This window comes from Streptomyces sp. NPDC002845 (assembly GCF_053591955.1).
Genome location: NZ_JBSFUU010000011.1, coordinates 125,284 through 140,662, shown reverse-complemented (window position 1 = coordinate 140,662; position 15,379 = coordinate 125,284). Strand labels below are relative to the sequence as shown.

Annotated in this window: 12 protein-coding genes and 2 pseudogenes; 11 read left to right on the top strand and 3 right to left on the bottom strand. The window is 72.2% G+C overall.

Features of this window, described 5'->3' with window-relative positions:
* Positions 1 to 6: 6 nt before the first annotated feature.
* Positions 7 to 849: an SDR family NAD(P)-dependent oxidoreductase gene (locus ACWD3C_RS10690; RefSeq protein ID WP_451142234.1), complete on the bottom strand. Its 843-nt coding sequence runs from the start codon at positions 847 to 849 to the stop codon at positions 7 to 9.
* Positions 850 to 1,338: 489 nt separating this feature from the next.
* On the opposite strand from ACWD3C_RS10690, the gene crcB (ACWD3C_RS10685) reads away from it, so the two are divergent.
* The 10 genes and pseudogenes from crcB (ACWD3C_RS10685) to ACWD3C_RS10640 all read left to right on the top strand — a co-directional run bounded on the left by crcB (ACWD3C_RS10685) (position 1,339) and on the right by ACWD3C_RS10640 (position 10,970).
* Positions 1,339 to 1,815 carry a fluoride efflux transporter CrcB gene (gene crcB, locus ACWD3C_RS10685; RefSeq protein ID WP_451142232.1) on the top strand — a complete coding sequence of 159 codons (477 nt, stop codon included), beginning with the start codon at positions 1,339 to 1,341 and terminating at the stop codon, positions 1,813 to 1,815.
* Between the two features lie 151 nt (positions 1,816 to 1,966).
* The gene (locus ACWD3C_RS10680) at positions 1,967 to 2,389 is read left to right on the top strand and encodes a DUF190 domain-containing protein (protein ID WP_451142288.1); all 423 of its coding nucleotides are present in this window, start codon (positions 1,967 to 1,969) and stop codon (positions 2,387 to 2,389) included.
* Positions 2,386 to 2,760 (top strand): fluoride efflux transporter CrcB, encoded by a 375-nt coding sequence (crcB, locus tag ACWD3C_RS10675; protein ID WP_451142230.1) that lies wholly within the window; start codon positions 2,386 to 2,388, stop codon positions 2,758 to 2,760. The genes ACWD3C_RS10680 and crcB (ACWD3C_RS10675) overlap by 4 nt, the downstream gene beginning before the upstream one ends.
* A 204-nt stretch (positions 2,761 to 2,964) precedes the next feature.
* Complete coding sequence (locus ACWD3C_RS10670; RefSeq protein ID WP_451142286.1) at positions 2,965 to 3,642, top strand: FadR/GntR family transcriptional regulator; 678 nt, start codon at positions 2,965 to 2,967, stop codon at positions 3,640 to 3,642.
* A 101-nt stretch (positions 3,643 to 3,743) separates the two neighbouring features.
* A pseudogene (locus ACWD3C_RS10665) lies at positions 3,744 to 4,007 on the top strand (amino acid permease); the annotation flags it as partial.
* A gap of 11 nt (positions 4,008 to 4,018) precedes the next feature.
* Positions 4,019 to 5,035, top strand: coding sequence for an asparaginase (locus tag ACWD3C_RS10660; protein ID WP_451142284.1), 1,017 nt, complete (start codon positions 4,019 to 4,021; stop codon positions 5,033 to 5,035).
* Positions 5,036 to 5,606: 571 nt separating this feature from the next.
* Positions 5,607 to 7,025, top strand: a complete 1,419-nt coding sequence (gene aspA, locus ACWD3C_RS10655; protein WP_451142228.1) for an aspartate ammonia-lyase — start codon at positions 5,607 to 5,609, stop codon at positions 7,023 to 7,025.
* Between the two features lie 44 nt (positions 7,026 to 7,069).
* Positions 7,070 to 7,999, top strand: a complete 930-nt coding sequence (locus ACWD3C_RS10650; protein WP_451142226.1) for a glutaminase — start codon at positions 7,070 to 7,072, stop codon at positions 7,997 to 7,999.
* Positions 8,000 to 8,202: 203 nt separating this feature from the next.
* Complete coding sequence (mptB, locus tag ACWD3C_RS10645; protein ID WP_451142224.1) at positions 8,203 to 9,591, top strand: polyprenol phosphomannose-dependent alpha 1,6 mannosyltransferase MptB; 1,389 nt, start codon at positions 8,203 to 8,205, stop codon at positions 9,589 to 9,591.
* Positions 9,588 to 10,970 carry a glycosyltransferase 87 family protein gene (locus ACWD3C_RS10640; RefSeq protein ID WP_451142222.1) on the top strand — a complete coding sequence of 461 codons (1,383 nt, stop codon included), beginning with the start codon at positions 9,588 to 9,590 and terminating at the stop codon, positions 10,968 to 10,970. The genes mptB and ACWD3C_RS10640 overlap by 4 nt, the downstream gene beginning before the upstream one ends.
* Before the next feature lie 83 nt (positions 10,971 to 11,053).
* On the opposite strand, the pseudogene ACWD3C_RS10635 reads toward ACWD3C_RS10640, so the two are convergent.
* Both ACWD3C_RS10635 and rho read right to left on the bottom strand, forming a co-directional pair.
* Positions 11,054 to 11,854: pseudogene (locus tag ACWD3C_RS10635) on the bottom strand (D-alanyl-D-alanine carboxypeptidase family protein); the annotation flags it as partial.
* A gap of 127 nt (positions 11,855 to 11,981) precedes the next feature.
* Positions 11,982 to 13,121 (bottom strand): transcription termination factor Rho, encoded by a 1,140-nt coding sequence (gene rho, locus ACWD3C_RS10630; RefSeq protein ID WP_451142220.1) that lies wholly within the window; start codon positions 13,119 to 13,121, stop codon positions 11,982 to 11,984.
* 325 nt (positions 13,122 to 13,446) lie between these two features.
* Here rho and ACWD3C_RS10625 point away from each other — a divergent pair, with 325 nt between their 5' ends.
* Positions 13,447 to 15,375, top strand: coding sequence for a sulfatase (locus tag ACWD3C_RS10625; RefSeq protein WP_451142218.1), 1,929 nt, complete (start codon positions 13,447 to 13,449; stop codon positions 15,373 to 15,375).
* Positions 15,376 to 15,379 lie beyond the last annotated feature (4 nt).

Genomic DNA, 15,379 nt, shown 5'->3' with positions numbered 1-15,379 from the left:
CACCGGTCAGCCGAAGCGGGCCGCGAGACGGCGGTAGAAGGCGGGGGCCGCACCGCGCAGCCGTCCCGGCAGGCGCAGCCAGGAGGGTACGAAGATCTCGTCCCGGTCCTGCGTGACGACCTGCCAGACGGCGTCGGCGATGCGTTCGGGCGGCACTGGCGCGGGACGTGACCGGTGGTAGGGGGCGCCACGGCGTTCGAAGAACGGGGTGTCGACGACGCCGGGGACGACATGGCTGATCCCCACGCCCGTGCCGCGCAGTTCGTAGCGCAGGGCGTCGGCGAAGGTGGCCACCGCCGCCTTGGCCGCGGAGTACACGGCTTCGTCGCGCACGCCGACACAGCCCGCGATGGAACCGATGAGGACCACGCGGCCGGTCCCACGGCTGATCATGCCCGGCAGCAGCAGTCGGACGAGCCGGACCGTGGCCACCAGGTTGACGGAGAGGACCTCGTCGAGGGCGGGCGGCGGCATGGTGGCGAACGGTCCGGCCCAGCCGACGCCCGCGCCCGCCACGAGCAGATCCACGCGCCCGACGGAGTCCAGCACGTCGTCGGTCAGCCGCCGGTCCGCACCCGGCTCGGCGAGGTCCGCGGGGAACGCCGTGGCCGAGGTGTCGGCGGCGACGCGGGCGAGGCGGGTCCGGTCGCGGCCGTTGAGCAGGAGCTGCCAGCCGCCCTCGGCCGCCAGCCGCCGCGCCACCGCGGCGCCGATGCCCGAGGACGCGCCGGTCACGAGGGCCACCCCGGCCGGGGCGTCGGGCGAGGCGGAGGTGTGCGGGCGTACCTGGTCGGTGGTGCGGACGGGGGAAGCGGGGGCCGAATGGGTGGGGAAGGAGAAGTCGGACACGTCGTCGTCCTTAGCAAACCGGTGGAGCCACGGATGCGCTCTGGGGGAGTCGGTGTGGGGGAGGGACCACGCGGAACTGCCTTGTTCCCTCCGGGCAACGCTCCCGGGCGGCCGCCGGAGGTGCGGGCCGCGCCATCCGCCGGTCCTCTCGTCCCATGCAGAACGGCGATTGGCGCGTCTCCAGAGCCTACGTCGGTTTTCTTACCAATTCTTCGTCCGGCTCGGTAGGCCCGCCTCAACCTTGACCGCACGGGGCTGCCCGACACCGGGTGACGTCACCCGAACGGCCTACTCGGGTGGCCCCGGACGACCCGCGTGCACCGTTGCCGACCCCCGCGTTACCCTGTTGACCGGCCGCGATCTTGCCTCGCGGCGCGGCGGTGGGGCCCGCCGTACCCGAACCGCGGCGCCGGTGCCGCCAACGGTCCCTGCTTGCGACGGAGCGTGCCCGGCGGTGGCCGGGCCCCGGCGAGTAGGAGACGTACGCACATGACAGTCCCGCACCCCGACCGGGTCGAGACCCCCGACGTCGCCGTACGCCCGCCCGGCCGGCGACGGTCCGTGTGGCAGGGGCAGGGGCCGGTCGTCGCCGTGGTCGCGCTCGGCGGTGGTGTCGGCGCCGCCGCCCGCTACGGAGCGTCGCTGCTGTGGCCCGCACCGTCGGGCGGATTCCCCTGGACCACGTTCGGCGTGAACATCGTCGGATGCTTCGTGATCGGCCTCTTCATGGTCCTGATCACCGACGTATGGGCGGCTCACCGGCTGGTGCGGCCGTTCTTCGGCACCGGAGTACTCGGCGGCTTCACCACCTTCTCGACATACGCCGTCGACATCCAGACCCTGGTGGACGAGGGGCACCCCCGAACCGCCCTCGCCTACCTCGCCGCGACCCTGCTCGCAGCCCTCGTCGCGGTCTGGCTCGCGGTGACGGCGGCACGCCGGGCACTCGCATGGAGGCAGCGATGACATGGCTCAGGGCCGACGCGCCGCGACGGCCGGCGACGGCGGGACGCACGCAGACCGCGTCTCGAAGGCCGGCGAGGGCGACGGGCACGCGGACCGCATCTCGAAGGCCGGCGACGGCGAGGCGCACGCGAACCGCACCCCGGAGGCTCCCGTGACCAGACTCACCGGCCGCGCCCTCCGGCTGACCGCCTTCATCGGCGAGCACGACACCTGGCACCACAAGCCGCTCTACTCCGAGATCGTGCACCGCGCCCGGGCCGCGGGCCTCGCGGGGGCGAGCGTCTTCCGGGGCATCGAGGGCTTCGGCGCCTCCTCGGTCGTCCACACCACGCGGCTGCTGTCGCTCAGCGAGGACCTGCCCGTCGCCGTCGTCATCGTGGACACTGAGGACCGCGTACGCGGCTTCCTCCCGCAGCTCGACGAACTCGTCACCGAGGGTCTCGTGATCCTCGACGGCTGCGAGGTCATCCGGTACGCCGGCGGCGAGGACAAGGCCGGTGACCAGCCCGGCGACAAGTCCGGCGGGATGGGTACGACCGGCGGGACGGGTACGAAGGGTAAGAGGTCGTCGTGAACTGGGTGCTCGTCATCGTCGGCGGTATGGTCGGCGCGCCCTTGCGCTATCTCACCGACCGCGCGGTCCAGTCCCGGCACGACACGGTCTTCCCCTGGGGCACCTTCACCGTGAACGTCGTCGGCTCCCTGCTCCTCGGTCTGCTCACCGGCGCCGTGGCCGCGGGCGCCGCCCACTCCGACCTGCGGCTCCTCGTCGGCACGGGGCTGTGCGGGGCGCTCACCACGTACTCGACGTTCTCGTACGAGACCCTGCGTCTCGCCCAGGACGGCGCCCGCTTCTACGCCGCCGCCAACGTGGCCGCGAGCGTGGTGGCGGGCCTGGGCGCCGCCTTCGTGGGGGTGTCGCTCGCCCAGGCCGTATGGGCGTGAGGCAGGGGCTCTTACCCGGCCGCCGTACGACTGTGGCCGATGACTGCCACCGTTTCCCCTGATCAACAAGGCCGCGCCGAGCTGCCGCCGGTCGGCCTGCGAACCCGCCGCCGCTTGACAGCACCCTCCTGTCACCCGCAGGATCGCTGCGTGAACCTGTCAGACAGCCAGACAGGTGGCCCGGTGCCGCGGCGCGTCAGCGCCATGGAAGCGGTCCTCGGCCACCTCCGCGGCGCCATCGAGCGCGGCGAGTACGCCATCGGCGACAAGCTCCCCTCCGAGGCCGAGCTCTGCCGGCGGCTCGAAGTGAGCCGTCCGGTGCTCCGCGAGGCGCTGCGGGCCCTGCAGGTGATGGGCCTCACGAGATCCCACACCGGCAAGGGCACCTTCGTGATCGCCAGCGCCGTCGAGGACCCCACCTTCGGCGACTACGCGGCGAGCGACCTGCTCGAAGTGCGCCGCCACGTGGAGCTCCCGGTCGCCGGGTACGCGGCGCGGCGCCGCACCCCGGAGAACCTGGACCACCTGGCCCACCTCCTCGACCGGATGGAGCGGGAGACCGACACCACCGCGTGGGTCGCCATGGACACGCTCTTCCACCTGGCCGTCGCCGAGGCCGCCCAGAACCCCGTCTTCCGCCGGGTCATCGAGGAGATCCGGGACGCGCTGGCCCGCCAGTCGGCCTTCCTCAACGAGCTGGGCGGCCGCCGCGAGCAGTCCAACCGCGAGCACCGGGCGATCGTCGAGGCGCTGATCGACGGTTCCGAGCACGACGCCGTGGAGGCCATGTCCCACCACCTCGACCGCGTCGAGACCACCCTCACCGACATCGTGCGTTCCCCGCGCACGGACACCCCCACGGAAGGCGGACCCGAGGAGTGAGCGAGTCCCTCCGGGAAAGACGCCGTGCCGACCGGGAGACCGGCGGGCCGGGCCGCATCCTGCGCTCCACGGCCCTGGCGGGCTTCGTGCCCGGGTTCACCGTCTGCCACCTGCTGTTCTGGCGGAAGACCCGGAACGGCGAGCCGGCGAGGCCGGGTTACCGGCTGCCGGGCTCCCCATGGACCGAGCCGGTGCCCCTGCTCCTCCTCGTGTCGGTGCTGGTCCTCATGTACGCCGACGGCGGCGCGGGCCGTATGACGGTGCTGTGTCTGCCGCTGATCGTCGCGGCCTTGGCAGGGGGGTGGTTCGGCGTACGCGGCCGGATCGCCCGTAAGTCCGCCGGAGTGGCTGGAGTGGATGCGTGAACCAGACAGTGATGTACGACAGTTCGGTGGCTCCCGTGGCCGAGGCTCCCGTGATCCGGGAACCGCTCCACGCGCCCGTCGCCCACCTCATACGCGGCGGGGTCGTCGAAGGCATCCACTACGGCTCCGTCGTGGTGCTCGACGCCGACGGCAACGTGGAGTTCCAGCTCGGCGACATCGAGGCGGCCTTCTACCCGCGCTCGTCGCTCAAGCCCGTGCAGGCCGTGGCGATGCTGCGGGCCGGGCTGCCGCTGGACGGCGAGCTGCTGTCGCTGACCGCGGCCAGCCACTCCGGTGAGGAGCGCCATCTCGCCGGGACCCGGCGGATCCTGGAGCTGGCCGGGGTCGCCGAGGACGACCTGCGCAATGTGCCGGACATGCCGTTCGATCCGGTCGTACGGGACGCCTGGGTGCGCGAGGGCCGGCTGGCGTCCCGGCTCGCGCAGAACTGCTCCGGCAAGCACGCGGCCATGCTGTACACGGCCAGGCTCAACGGCTGGTCCCTCGACGACTACGCCGACCCCGCCCACCCGCTTCAGCGGGCCATCGCCGAGACCGTCGAGGAGCTCACCGGGCAGCGCGTCGCCCAGGTGACCGTCGACGGCTGCGGCGCGCCCCTGTTCTCCGTCTCGCTGCACGGCCTCGCGCGCGCCGCCGCCCGCATCACCACCGCTGCGCCCGGCACCCCCGAGCGGGTGGTGGCCGACGCGATGCGTGAGCACGCCGAGATGGCGTCCGGTTCCGGGCGGGACGTGGCCGCGCTGATGCGCGCCGTGCCCGGGCTCCTCGCCAAGGACGGCTTCGAGGGCGTCCAGGTCGCCGCGCTCCCGGACGGGCGCGCCGTCGCCGTGAAGATTGCCGACGGGGCGAACCGGGCGCGGGTGCCTGTCGCCGCGGCCGCCCTCGCCCGCGCGGGCGTCGACCCCGTGGCCCTCGCCGAGTTCGCGGGCGAGGCGCTCCTCGGGGGCGGGACGGTGGTCGGCCACATCCGCCCGGCCCGCGCCCTCGACCCACTCCCGCACCCGTAGGCCGTCCCGCGTGCTCCTTACTCGCCCCCGCCGCCCCTACCCGTCCCATCCCCGGGGCTCCGCCCCGGACCCCCGGGTGAGTGCGGGCGGGTGGGTGGTTCATCGGCCTTGCGGCCTCGTCCTCAAGCGCCGGACGGGCTGAGGGGTGTCTGGGTTGGGTGTGTGCGGCTGGGTGGTTGGCGAATCGGCCGCCGGCCTCGTCCTCAAACGCCGGACGGGCTAAGGGGCGCGGGGAACTGCGCGACCAGCCACAAACAACCCGCACCCACCCCACAACCCACGCCACCCACCGCCGACCCACAACCCACGCCACCCACCCCCGACCCACAACCCACGCCACCCACCCCCGACCCACCCCCCACTCACCCGAACGACTCCTCCCACTCCAGGCACCCCAGCTCTCACCCACCCGCTCACTGCCCACTCACCCCGCACCCCCAGCGGGGTCGAAGGGGCGGCAGCCCCTGGGGATGGGACGGGTAGGGGCGGCGGGGGCGAGCAAAAACCGCAAAAGACGCCGCACGCCCAGTTCGCCCCACCCACACCTCCACGAAAGAAGGCCCGCACAGCCATGACCGCCGCCCCCGCGACCCACCGCAGCGAACACGACCTGCTCGGCGACCGCGACGTCCCCGCCGAGGCGTACTGGGGCGTGCACACCCTGCGCGCCACGGAGAACTTCCCCATCACGGGCACCCCGATCTCCACCTACCCGCACCTGATCGACGCCTTGGCCGCAGTCAAGGAGGCGGCGGCCCGAGCCAACGAGGAACTCGGCCTGCTCGCCCCCGAGAAGGCGGCGGCGATCGTCGAGGCCTGCCGGGAGATCCGGGACGGCAAGCTGCACGACCAGTTCGTCGTCGACGTCATCCAGGGCGGCGCCGGCACGTCGACCAACATGAACGCCAACGAGGTCGTCGCCAACCGGGCATTGGAGCTGCTGGGCCATGAGAAGGGCCAGTACCAGCACCTGCATCCCAACGAGGACGTCAATCTCGGCCAGTCGACCAACGACGTCTACCCGACCGCCGTGAAGATCGCGACCGTCTTCGCGGTGCGCGAACTGCTCAAGGCGATGGCCGTGCTCCAGGACGCCTTCGCCCGCAAGGCGGTCGAGTTCCGGGACGTCCTGAAGATGGGCCGCACCCAGCTCCAGGACGCCGTACCGATGACCCTGGGCCAGGAGTTCTCCGCGTACGCCGTCATGCTCGACGAGGACCGCAGCCGACTCGCCGAGGCCGTCGAGCTGGTCCAGGAGATCAACCTCGGCGCCACAGCCATCGGCACCGGCCTCAACGCCCCCGCCGGATACGCCGAGTCGGCCCGCCGCCACCTCGCGGAGATCACCGGGCTGCCGCTGGTCACCGCCGCCAACCTGGTCGAAGCGACCCAGGACTGCGGCGCGTTCGTCCAGATGTCGGGCGTGCTGAAGCGCATCGCCGTCAAGCTCTCCAAGAGCTGCAACGACCTCCGGCTGCTCTCCTCCGGGCCGCGCGCGGGCCTCAACGAGGTCAACCTGCCGCCCGTACAGGCCGGTTCGAGCATCATGCCGGGCAAGGTGAACCCGGTGATCCCCGAGGTCGTCAACCAGGTCGCCTTCGAGGTGATCGGCAACGACGTCACCATCACCATGGCGGCGGAGGCGGGCCAGCTCCAGCTCAACGCCTTCGAGCCGATCATCCTGCACTCCCTGTCGGAGAGCATCACGCACCTGCGGGCCGCCTGCCTGACCCTCGCCGAGCGGTGTGTCGACGGGATCACCGCCAACGCGGAAGGTCTGCGCACGGCCGTGGAGAACTCCATCGGCCTGGTGACCGCGCTCAACCCGCACATCGGGTACGAGGCCGCCACCGACATCGCGAAGGAAGCACTGGCGAGTGGCCGCGGCGTCGCCGAACTCGTCCTGGAGAAGGGCCTGTTGCCCGCCCAGCGCCTGGAGGAACTGCTGCGGCCCGAGGTGCTCGCGGGCAGCGGTTCCCCCGTCGCCTGACCTGCGGTGACGCACCAGGACCGGCGGGAGGCACAATAGTGATCATGACAACGACGTCGTCCCTCACCTTCCAGCCGGTCCTGGAGCGCATCGCCGAGGAGATGGAGCGCACGCCGGGTCGCGGCCGTCCCGCCGACTACATCCCGGCGCTCGCCGCCTGCGACCCGCGCCGCTTCGGCATGGCCGTCGCGGAGCTGGACGGCACGGTGTACGGCGTGGGGGACTGGCGCGAGCCGTTCTCGACGCAGTCCATCACCAAGGTCTTCACCCTCGCCCTCGACCTGGCCCGCGAAGGCGCCGTCCTGTGGGAGCACGTGGGCCGCGAGCCCTCCGGCAACCCCTTCAACTCCCTGGTCCAGCTGGAGTACGAGAACGGCATCCCGCGGAATCCTTTCATCAACGCGGGTGCCCTGGTCGTCACCGACCGCCTCCAGACCCGTACCGGCGACGCGGCGGGGGAACTGCTGTCGTTCCTGCGCGCGGAGAGCGGCAACCCCGGCCTCGACTTCGACCACGAGGTCGCCGCCTCCGAGACCGCGCACGGCGACCGCAACGCGGCCCTCGCCCACTTCATGGCCTCCTACGGCAACATCGACAACCCCGTGCCGGACCTCCTCGACCAGTACTTCCGCCAGTGCTCCCTCAATGCCTCCTGCGCCGACCTCGCCCTCGCCACCACCTTCCTGGCCCGCCACGGCGTCCGCGCCGACGGCTTCCGCCTGCTCACCCGCAGCCAGGCCAAGCAGGTCAACGCGGTCATGCTCACCTGCGGCACCTACGACGCGGCGGGCGAATTCGCCTACCGCGTCGGCCTTCCCGGCAAGAGCGGCGTCGGCGGCGGCATCATCGCCGTAGTACCGGGCCGCTGCACCCTGTGCGTCTGGAGCCCCGGCCTGGACGAGCGCGGCAACTCGGTGGCAGGCGTGGCGGCATTGGACCGCTTCACGACGCTGACGGGCCTGTCGGTTTTCTGAAGAAGGAGGACTTATAGACATACGGTGTCGCCGACGCAGTCAGGGGCGCGGGGCTGTGACATGGTGCGGCTCCGCCGCGTGGGCGCGACCTGCCACGACGACCCCGCAGTCGACCACGCACCCGTAACACCCCGGCCCCCGCCCGGAGGGCCCCACGTCGCTTTCCGGCCACCCGGAATTGCCACGCTTCCCCGGTGTTGGCCATGGCTTTCCCCGTCGACCTCCGCCGCTGCCAGGTACTGGGCCTCGCCGGCTCCGCCAGCCTCGCCCTGGGCGGTGAGACCGCCGGCGCCCTACCGGTCCGCGACCTGCTCTCACCGGCGTCGGGACGCGGAGCGCTCGGGCTGGTCGGCGTGTACTTCGGCGTCGTCCTGCTGATCGCCGCGTGGGCGCTGCTGGGCAAGGTCGTACGAGGTCCCGAGCCGCCGGCTCCCCGCGCCCTGCTGGCTGTCCTGGCCCTCTGGGCGGCACCGCTGCTCCTCGCGCCACCGCTGTTCAGCCGGGACGTCTACAGCTATCTCGCCCAGGGCGCCATGGTCGACGCGCACCTCGACGTCTACACGCACGGGCCCGCACATCTCGGCGGCCCGCTCGCCGACGAGGTGGCGCCGATGTGGCAGCAGACGGCGACGCCGTACGGGCCCGTCTTCCTCGCCCTGGCCTCCGGGTTGGCCGGCCTGACCGAGGGGCGGCTGCCCGCGGGGCTGCTCGGTATGCGGCTGGTCGCGTTGCTCGGGGTGGCCCTGATGGCGGTGGCGCTGCCCCGTCTCGCCCGGCACAGCGGCGCCGACCCGGCCGCCGCCCTGTGGCTGGGCGCGCTGAACCCGCTGGTGCTGCTGCACCTGGTGGCCGGGGCGCACAACGACGCCGTCATGCTCGGGCTCCTCGGCGTGGGCCTGGTGGCCGCGCGGGGCCGCTGGTACTTGCTCGGCGCCGCCCTTGTGACGCTTGCCGCGCTGGTCAAGGCGCCCGCCGCACTCGGCCTGCTGGCGGTGATCGTGATGAGGGGCCGTGCCCGTTGGGTGCGGACGACCCTGGCGACCGTGGCCGTCGCGCTGGTGACCACTGTCGTGGCGACCGCCGCCGCCGGTACGGGATACGGCTGGATCGGCGCCCTCAAGACCCCGGTGTCCCCGGAGAACTGGTCGCCCACCAGCGTCCTCGGCCGCGCCACCGCCGCCGCGCTCCACGAGCTCGGCAGCGACCTCGCGCCCCTCGCGCTGCCCGCCTGGCGCGCCGCCGGACTCGCGGCGACCCTGGCCGTCGTCCTGTTCATATGGCTCCGGCTGCGGCCCGGCCCGCTCTACGCGCTGGGCCTCAGCCTCGCCGCGGTGGCCGTGCTCGGCCCGGCGATCCGGCCCTGGTACGCGCTGTGGGGGCTGTTCCTCATCGCTGCCTCGGCACCCGACGGTTCCGTCCGCGGGCGGGTCGCGGCCGCCAGCGCCGTACTCGCCCTCGGCGTGCTGCCGAGCGGCGGCCCGCCCGACGCCGAGCAGATAGCGCTGGCCGTCTCCGGCGGGGTCCTCGCGGTGGTCGTGCTCTGGCAGGCCCACCAGGCGACCCGGGCAGCGGTGTGGGAGCGCACGGCATGAGACCACTCCGGCTGCCCGCCACGGACCGTGGCCGCGTGGTGGTGCTGCTCGCCCTCGCCACCGCCGTCGCGGTCTTCACCGCGACCGTCCCCCTGCTGCGCGACTGGTTCGACCTGCGTGTCTACCACGGCACCGTCGACACCTGGATCCACCACGACGGCCGGATCTACGACTACCGGGTGCCGGGGACGACGTACGGCTTCACCTACCCGCCGTTCGCCGCCGTCGGCATGCTGCCGATGGCGCTGGTCGGGCTGAAGACCGCCGTCGCGCTGTGCTTGCTGCTGAACCTGGCGGCGCTGGCGTTCGTGCTGTACGTCCTCGCCGGGCCGCCGCTGCGGCGGCCCGGCTGGTTCGGGATCGGCCTGACGCTGTGCGGGCTGGCGTTGTTCGAACCGCTCCGGGACACCTTCAGCTTCGGTCAGGTGAACCTTGTGCTGCTGGCCCTCGTGCTCGGCGACGCCTGGCTGCTGTCCACCGGCCGGAGCCGATGGGCGGGCGTCGGTATCGGTCTGGCCGCGGCCGTGAAACTGACGCCCGCCATCTTCATCGGCCTGCTCCTGCTCGCCGGGCGCCGCCGGGCCGCCGGGCTCGCGACCGCCGTCGCCGTGGCCGCCACCGCGGCGGCGGCCTGGATCGCCCCGGACGCCTCCCGCTTCTACTGGACCGAGGCCCTGTGGGACACCAGCCGCATCGGCCGCCTCTCCTATGTCTCCAACCAGTCGCTGCAGGGCGTCCTGGCCAGGCTCGCGGCACCCGGGGAACCGAGCCGTGCGGTGTGGGCACTGCTGGTAGTCGCGGTGCTGGCCGTCTGGGCGTGGCGCGCCCGTCGCGCCGTGCGCGAGGGGGACCTGACGGCCGCGTTCGCCCTCACGGGGCTGGCCGCGTGCCTGGTCAGCCCGATCACCTGGGTGCACCACCTGGTGTGGCTGCTGCCGTCCTTCGCGGTCCTGGTGAGACACCGGCGGCTGCTGCCGGTCGCGGCCTGTCTGTACACGGTGCTGTGCGGCAGTGTCGTCTGGCTGTGGTTCGACGACGCGTCCGGCGTCGACGGCTTCCTCGGCGGCAACACATACGTATGGATCACGCTGGGCCTGCTGCTGTGGCTCCCCATCGGCGAGCCGACGGGTCAGTCACGGGCGAGCCGGCCCGCCTTGAGCCGCAGGGCCAGCGCCACGGCCCCCGCGCCGAACCCGGCCGCGCCCGCGATCGTGCCCGCCTCCGACCAGCCGGGCCCCGTCGCCTCCTCCTTGACGGCGGGTGACGGGTCGTCGGGCCCGGCCTGCGCCACCGGCCTCGGCGGCACCAGCGAACCCACCGGTTCGACGCGCCCGGCCGCGTCGAAGCCCCAGTCGAGCAGTGAGCGCGCCTCCTCGTAGACGGCGAACCCGCCGCCCGCTTGAGGGTTCATCACCGTCACGACGAGGGTCCGGCCACCCCGGCGGGCGGCGGCGATCAGCGTGTTGCCGGCCTTGCTGGTGTAGCCGTTCTTGACGCCGATCAGCCCCGGATAGCGTCTGACCCCGGCGCCCGTGAGCAGGCGGTTGGTGTTCTGGATGCCGTACGACGAGCCGCCCGCCGGGAACATGGCCTGCGCCGTGGCGCAGTACCGGGCGAACTCCGCGTTGCGCAGCCCGGCCCGCCCGAACACCGCCAGGTCGTACGCCGACGAGACCTGGCCCGGCGCGTCGTAGCCGTCGGGGGAGACGACCCGCGTGTCGCGGGCGCCCAGAGCGCGCGCCTTGGCCTGCATGTCGGCGGCCGTGGTACGCCAGCCGCCGTTCATCGCGGCCAGCACGCGCACGGCGTCGTTGCCGGAACTGAGGAAGACACCACGCCACAGATCGGCCACGCGATACGTTCGCTTCTCCTTGATCCCGACCAGGCTGCTTCCCGCGCCGATGCCCGTCAGTTCCTCGCGCCTGACGGTGTGCGGGGTGCCCGCGGGGAGAGCCGGCAGCACGGTGAGCGCGAACAGCGCCTTGATGGTGCTGGCGGGCGGCAGCCTGCGGTGCGCGTCGTGCGCGGCCAGCACCGCACCGCTGTCGGCGTCGGCCACGAGCCACGACAGGGCGGTGACGTCCCGCGGCAGCCCGGGTGTTCCGGCGCGCGGGCGTACATGCGTCCCGGGCCGGTTCAAGGACGGCTGCTGCTTCGGTGAGGCCGCCGGATGCTGCGGTGAGGCCACCGGACTCGGTGTGCCCGGATCAGGGCTGTTGACGGCCGAGGCCGGGTACGGCGCGAGAGCCAGGGCGCCGACCATGCAGAGGGCGGAGCAGGAGAGGGCGGCGCGGGAGGAGAATCCGATGGTCATTCCGCCAACGTAGGAACGGGCGGCGCGTCGCGCCCGGTTACCGGGGCCGAGCGGGTGGATCGAGTACCCGGATGCATCAAGAGGCGGGCAGTGTCGGCTTGACCAGCCGCAGGAAGGCCGCGTTGTCGGGGGTGGCGCGCAGCCGTTCGAGCAGGGTTTCCAGGGTCGCCTGGCCGTCCCGCGACTGCAGGGCGCGCCGCAGCCCTCGTACGGTCGTCAACTCGTGTGCGGACAGGAGGAGTTCCTCGCGGCGGGTGCCGGACGGGGTGATGTCGACGGCCGGGAAGACCCGCCGGTCGGAGAGGACGCGGTCGAGGCGGAGCTCCAAGTTGCCCGTGCCCTTGAGCTCTTCGAAGAAGAAGTCGTCGGCCCGGGAGCCGGTCTCCACCAGGGCCGTGGCCAGGATGGTGAGCGAGCCGCCGTCCTCGGCGTTGCGGGCGGCGCCGAAGATCCGCTTCGGGCCGTGCAGGGCGGCGGCGTCGACACCACCGCTGAGAGTGCGGCCACCGGAGGCGGCCGCGTTGTTGTGCGCACGGCACAGCCGGGTGAGCGAGTCCAGCAGGATCACGACGTCCTCGCCCTGCTCCACGAGCCGCTTGGCGCGTTCCACGACGAGGTCGGCGAGCGCGATGTGCTGCTTCGGCGTCTGGTCGAACGTCGACGCGTACACCTCGCCCCGCACCGAGCGCCGCATGTCGGTCACTTCCTCGGGCCGTTCGTCGAGCAGTACCACCATCAGGTGGCACTCGGGGTGGTTGCCGGCGATCGCGGCCGCCACCTGCTGGAGCAGCACCGTCTTGCCGGTCTTCGGCGGGGCCACGATCAGCCCGCGCTGGCCCTTTCCGACGGGTGCGACGAGGTCGATGAGACGCCCGCTCAGCCCGCTCGCCGGGTGTTCGAGGCGCAGGCGCTCGTGGGGGTGCAGGGGGACGAGGTCACGGAAGTGCGGGCGGCCGCGCAGCTCTTGAGGCGTACGGCCGTTGACCTGCTCGACCTCGGTGAGGCCGCGCTGACCGCCGCGTACGCCGACGACGGTGTCGCCCTTGCGGAGGCCGTACCGGCGGATCAGCGCGGCCGGGACCTGTGGGTCGTTCGGGGCGGGCAGACAGCCCGCGGTACGCAGATGCCCCTGCCCGCCCTGCGCGATGTCGACGACACCGGAGACCTGGGTGGAGGGCTGCTGCTGGAGGGGAGGACGTTCGAGTGTGGTGGTCATGGGGTGAGGTCCTTTCACGGACGAGAGACAAGGCAGGGAGAAGGGGGATGCGCCGGGGAGACGGAAGTGGTCACGCCTCGGTACGGCGGAAGACGCCACGCGAGATGCGGGGCGGCGAAAGGAAGAGAGAGGAGATGAACCGAGTGGAACCGGCACCGGCGCCCACGACGGGGCAAACACACGTGCTGTAAGCAGCGTAGCACCATGGGGGACGGCGCGGAGGATTGAACTGAAACAGCGCAGGAGCCGTACACAGGGGAGCGGTCCGGTCTCCCGAGCCCGGTCCGCCGTACCAGCACCGCGTTTCGTCGGAAGGACCCTCGGGGTGTCGCTCTCCACACGTGCCGACCAACTGCCTGACACGGACGATGAGTCCGTCGCCGATGTGGAACAGGAAGAGCCAGCCGGCACGGACACGGAACGCGCCGTGACCGAGGACGACAAGCCTGAGGAAGACAAGTCTGAGCAAGACGAGCCTGAGGGCGAGAGGCCCGGGGACGACCAGCCCGAGAAACCCGTCGAGTCCGAGGAACCCGCCGGGCCCGAGAAACCCGTCACCCCCCGAAGCGGCTGGCGCGCCAAGTATCCCGTGGCCGCGCGGACCCTGGCCTGGACGACGAGCCTGCTGGCAGCCGGACTGATCTTCTTCACGCTGCTCGTGCCGGTGAGGGCCGACTACATCGAGCCGAGTGTCTTCCTGCGGATCCCGGTGGAGATGATTCTCGGGGCCGCACTGCTGATCGTGCTGCCGCGGAAGCCGCGGTTGGTGGCGGCGGTGTGCGTCGGAGTGAGCCTCGCCCTGCTGATGATCATGAAGCTGTTCGACATCGGGTTCAACATGTTCCTTGGGCGGGGCTTCAACCTGGTGCTGGACTGGGGGTTGCTGGACGACGCCGAGTCGTACCTGGAGGATTCGGTGGGGGGCGGCGGCGCGCTCGCGGCCGTGATCGGGGCCGTGGTCCTCGTGCTGGCGGTGCTCGCGGTCATGACGCTGGCGGTCGTACGGCTCGCCAATCTGATGGCCCGCAACAAGGACACCGCCACCCGGGCCACCGTCATCGCCGGAACCGTGTGGATCGTCTGCTCGGCGCTCGGCCTGCAGGTCGTCGGCGACAAGGCGTTCGCCACCCGCAACACGGTGGGGTACGTGCAGGGACGTGTGGCCCGGGTGCAGGACACCCTGAAGGACGAGGCCGCGTTCGCCGCGCAGGCGAAGAAGGACGTGTTCGGCGATGTCCCGCCCGATCAGCTGCTGACCGCGCTGCGCGGCAAGGACGTCATCTTCGCCTTCATCGAGAGCTACGGCCGCAGCGCGCTGGAGGACCCGGAGATCGCTCCCGGGGTCGAGGAGACCCTCGACGACGCGACCGAGCGTCTGGGCAAGGAGGGATACTCCGCCAAGAGCGGCTGGCTCACCTCCGCGACGTACGGCGGCAACAGCTGGCTCGGTCACTCGACGTTCCTGTCGGGCCTGTGGATCGACAACACCCAGCGGTACCGCACCGTGACCGCGGGGGAGCGGCTGACGCTCCCCGGTGCCTTCAAGCGCACGGGCGCCTGGCGGACGGCCGGCCTGATGCCGGGCGTCCAGAAGAACTGGCCCGAGGGCGACTTCTACGGCCTCGACCAGGTCTACGACGCCCGCGACCTCGGCTACAAGGGGCCGAAGTTCAGCTGGTCGACCATGCCCGACCAGTACGCCCTGGAGGCGTTCCACCAGCGGGAGCAGGCGAAGAAGGGTGACAAGCCCCTGGTGTCCCAGCTCATCCTGACCTCCAGCCATCAGCCCTGGGCGCCCCTGCCCAAGATGCTCGACTGGGACGACCTCGGGGACGGCTCGGTCTACAAGGACATCGCGAACGCGGGCAAGAACCCGTCGGACGTGTTCTCCGACTCCACCGTGGCGAAGCAGGAGTACGGCAAGTCCGTCGAGTACTCGATCCAGAGCCTTATCGAGTACGTCGTGCGGTACGGCAGCGAGGACACGGTCCTCGTCTTCCTCGGCGACCACCAGCCCATGGCCCAGGTCAGCGGCAACGGTGCCGACCACGACGTACCGGTCACCGTCGTCGCCAACGATCCGGACGTCCTCGACCGGATCTCCGACTGGAAGTGGTCCGACGGCATGCGGCCCAAGGCGGACGCACCGGTCTGGCGGATGGACCGCTTCCGCAACCGTTTCCTGAGGGCGTACGGGCCGCAGGGCGACGCGGGTCCGGCCCCGTCGGCGTCCGCGTCCCCGGCGACCCGCTGAGGCG

Excerpts from the sequence above, each read along its gene's own strand:
- ACWD3C_RS10650 (WP_451142226.1), top strand. The coding sequence starts at position 7,070 with ATGACAACGACGTCGTCCCTCACCTTCCAGCCGGTCCTGGAGCGCATC.
- ACWD3C_RS10660 (WP_451142284.1), top strand. The coding sequence starts at position 4,019 with ATGTACGACAGTTCGGTGGCTCCCGTGGCCGAGGCTCCCGTGATCCGG.
- ACWD3C_RS10670 (WP_451142286.1), top strand. The coding sequence starts at position 2,965 with ATGGAAGCGGTCCTCGGCCACCTCCGCGGCGCCATCGAGCGCGGCGAG.
- aspA (WP_451142228.1), top strand. The coding sequence starts at position 5,607 with ATGACCGCCGCCCCCGCGACCCACCGCAGCGAACACGACCTGCTCGGC.
- crcB (WP_451142232.1), top strand. The coding sequence starts at position 1,339 with ATGACAGTCCCGCACCCCGACCGGGTCGAGACCCCCGACGTCGCCGTA.
- rho (WP_451142220.1), bottom strand. The coding sequence starts at position 13,121 with ATGACCACCACACTCGAACGTCCTCCCCTCCAGCAGCAGCCCTCCACC.
- mptB (WP_451142224.1), top strand. The coding sequence starts at position 8,203 with ATGGCTTTCCCCGTCGACCTCCGCCGCTGCCAGGTACTGGGCCTCGCC.
- ACWD3C_RS10640 (WP_451142222.1), top strand. The coding sequence starts at position 9,588 with ATGAGACCACTCCGGCTGCCCGCCACGGACCGTGGCCGCGTGGTGGTG.